A 2367-nucleotide genomic window follows, 5' to 3' on the forward strand; every position below is an offset into this window, starting at 1 on the left:
CCAAGGATTTTGAGCACACCATCGCATCGGCAACCGCGTGGCTGTTCATAGCTTCCATCCAGCTATTCGCCCGTCGCATCGCAAGGCTATGAAATCTCATCGGATAATTATGAATCAGGCACTAAGAACGGGCTGAAGCAGGTTGCCAGGGTTGGCAGCTATAAGGGGTTGGTGTTTGCGACGTTCGCCGAGGACGGTCCTAGCCTAGATGCTTGGCTGGGCGACTTCCGCTGGTATCTGGACATGCTGCTCGACAACGAGGACGGCGGCACCGAACTGATCGGCGGCTGCATCAAGTCAGTGATGAACGCCAACTGGAAGTTTGGCGTCGAAAATTTCATCGGCGACGCCTACCATGCTGGATGGACGCATGATTCAGGCTGCCGCTCGATGAACAACGGCGAGCCCTTTCCGCCGATCGATATGGAAAATTCCTACCATGCCAGCGTCAATGGCCATGGGTGGGAGTTTGGCACCGAAGGTGTGGGCGACCTGTTCCTGCTGGGCCGACCGAAAGTTCTCGAATATTATGAGAGAATTCGCCCGAAGATGGCCCAACGGCTTGGTGAAATGCGCTCAAAGATCTTCGGATCGGTCGCTTCTGCCTCGATCTTCCCCAACGTATCGTTCCTGCCAGGTATTTCGACCTTCCGGCAGTGGCAGCCCAAAGGCCCTATGGAATTCGAGCTTAAGACTTGGGTGATCGTCAACAAGACGATGCCTGATGATATCAAGGATGAAATCACAAAGGGGGTCATGCAAACCTTTGGCCCGGGAGGCACGTTCGAGATGGATGATGGTGAGAACTGGAGCAACTGCACCACCGTAAACCGTGGTGTAATCACGCGTCACGAACGCCTGCACTACCGTTGCGGTATTTCACGCCAGATCGACCATGATACGCTTCCGGGTATCGTTTACCGCGGGCAATATAACGATGCCAACCAGCGGGGCTTTTACCAGCGGTGGCTCGATATGATGGAGGCCGACAAGCTGGACACGATGCCCCAACGGCCGGAACCTCGCCTTTCCGGCGTTGGCGAGACACGCAATCTCCCCGGCCTGTTCGCGCTCTGAAAAGGATCACTGCAATGATACAGAATGCTACATTGGAACGTCCAACCACTGGACAGAGCGCCTCCGTTGAACAGACGCATAGTTTGACACAGACGCTATACCGCGAAGCGCGGATGCTCGACGAAGAAAATTACGTCGATTGGGTCAAGCTGCTGGCCGACGATTTGCTTTACCATATGCCTGGCATCGAGACTCGCTATCGCCGTGACAAAACAGACCAGGTCAAGGACTTGACCAGGATGGCCTATTATAATGATAATCTTACCGAAATTAAGAAACGTCTCTCTCGATTGGAAACAGGTACTGCCTGGTCCGAGGATCCCGCCACGCGTTATACTCACATCATTACAAACGTTGAGGTAGAACTGACCGCAATACCCGGCGAGTACCAGGTTTTCTCCAACTTCTATGCATATCGCAATCGTAATGAACGCGAGGAAGACTCGCTGATCGGCAACCGTATCGATATCTGGCGTGAAGTAGAAAATAGTTTTCAGTTAGTGATGCGTCGTATCATTCTAAAGCATAATGTTCTCATCAGTAAAAATCTTAACATCTTTCTCTAATCAGCCTATAGCTTACGGTATTAAGCAAGCTGTGCTGGTCGCCGTTAACAAAATTGATGATGACGGGATGATTTCTGACCGCCCGATTCATTCCTTTGGTCTGAATTGTTTGCTGTCTTTCGGATGGAGAGATGAAATGGACGCACTGCGATATTATCTGGTGCCTATGGTTACACTCGCGGCCATCGCCGGATTTGTCCTTGGCGGGCCATTTGTGTGGCTCGGCATTGGTACATTCCCTGTGCTCATGCTGCTGGACATCGCCTTGCCTAGTGATCGCAAGATGCGCGTGCGCGGCATATCGGCCGCTGCGGATTTCGCTATCTACTTGCATTTTCCGCTGATGATTGCGCTCTATCTCGCTTTTGCCTACTCTGTTGAATCAGGCTCCAACCTAATTTGGGGGGCACCGAGTTCATCCTGGCAATTGGCTGGGTCGATCGCCAGCCTTGCCTGGCTATCCTCGGTTCCCACCTTGCCCGTGGCGCACGAACTCATGCACCGTCGGCACTGGTTCCCGCGCGCTCTCGCCAAGGGGCTTAGCGCCTTTTACGGCGACCCCAATCGCGATATCGCGCATATCGTCACCCATCACGTCCACCTAGCCCGTATAATTCATCGGGGGTTGGCGGATGTAGCGTAAGCATCTGATTTAACGTATGATTTGGTTGTCTAATCCGATCAACGTCATTTCAAGAAAGCTACACCCGCCATGGACGATCCT

Annotated in this window: 3 protein-coding genes and 1 pseudogene; all 4 read left to right on the top strand. The window is 52.8% G+C overall.

What is annotated here, in order from left to right; translation table 11 throughout:
* Positions 1 to 92 (top strand): annotated as a pseudogene (locus HHL08_RS25140) (IS5/IS1182 family transposase); the annotation flags it as partial.
* 79 nt (positions 93 to 171) lie between these two features.
* Positions 172 to 1077 carry an RHO alpha subunit C-terminal catalytic domain-containing protein gene (locus HHL08_RS25145; protein ID WP_262504174.1) on the top strand — a complete coding sequence of 302 codons (906 nt, stop codon included), beginning with the start codon at positions 172 to 174 and terminating at the stop codon, positions 1075 to 1077.
* Positions 1078 to 1091: 14 nt separating this feature from the next.
* Positions 1092 to 1643, top strand: a complete 552-nt coding sequence (locus tag HHL08_RS25150) for a 3-phenylpropionate/cinnamic acid dioxygenase subunit beta (RefSeq protein ID WP_169575573.1) — start codon at positions 1092 to 1094, stop codon at positions 1641 to 1643.
* A 31-nt stretch (positions 1644 to 1674) separates the two neighbouring features.
* Complete coding sequence (locus tag HHL08_RS25155) at positions 1675 to 2286, top strand: fatty acid desaturase family protein (RefSeq protein WP_235955319.1); 612 nt, start codon at positions 1675 to 1677, stop codon at positions 2284 to 2286.
* Positions 2287 to 2367: the final 81 nt, after the last annotated feature.

Source organism: Sphingobium psychrophilum (assembly GCF_012927105.1).
GTDB classification, from domain to species: domain Bacteria; phylum Pseudomonadota; class Alphaproteobacteria; order Sphingomonadales; family Sphingomonadaceae; genus Sphingobium; species Sphingobium psychrophilum.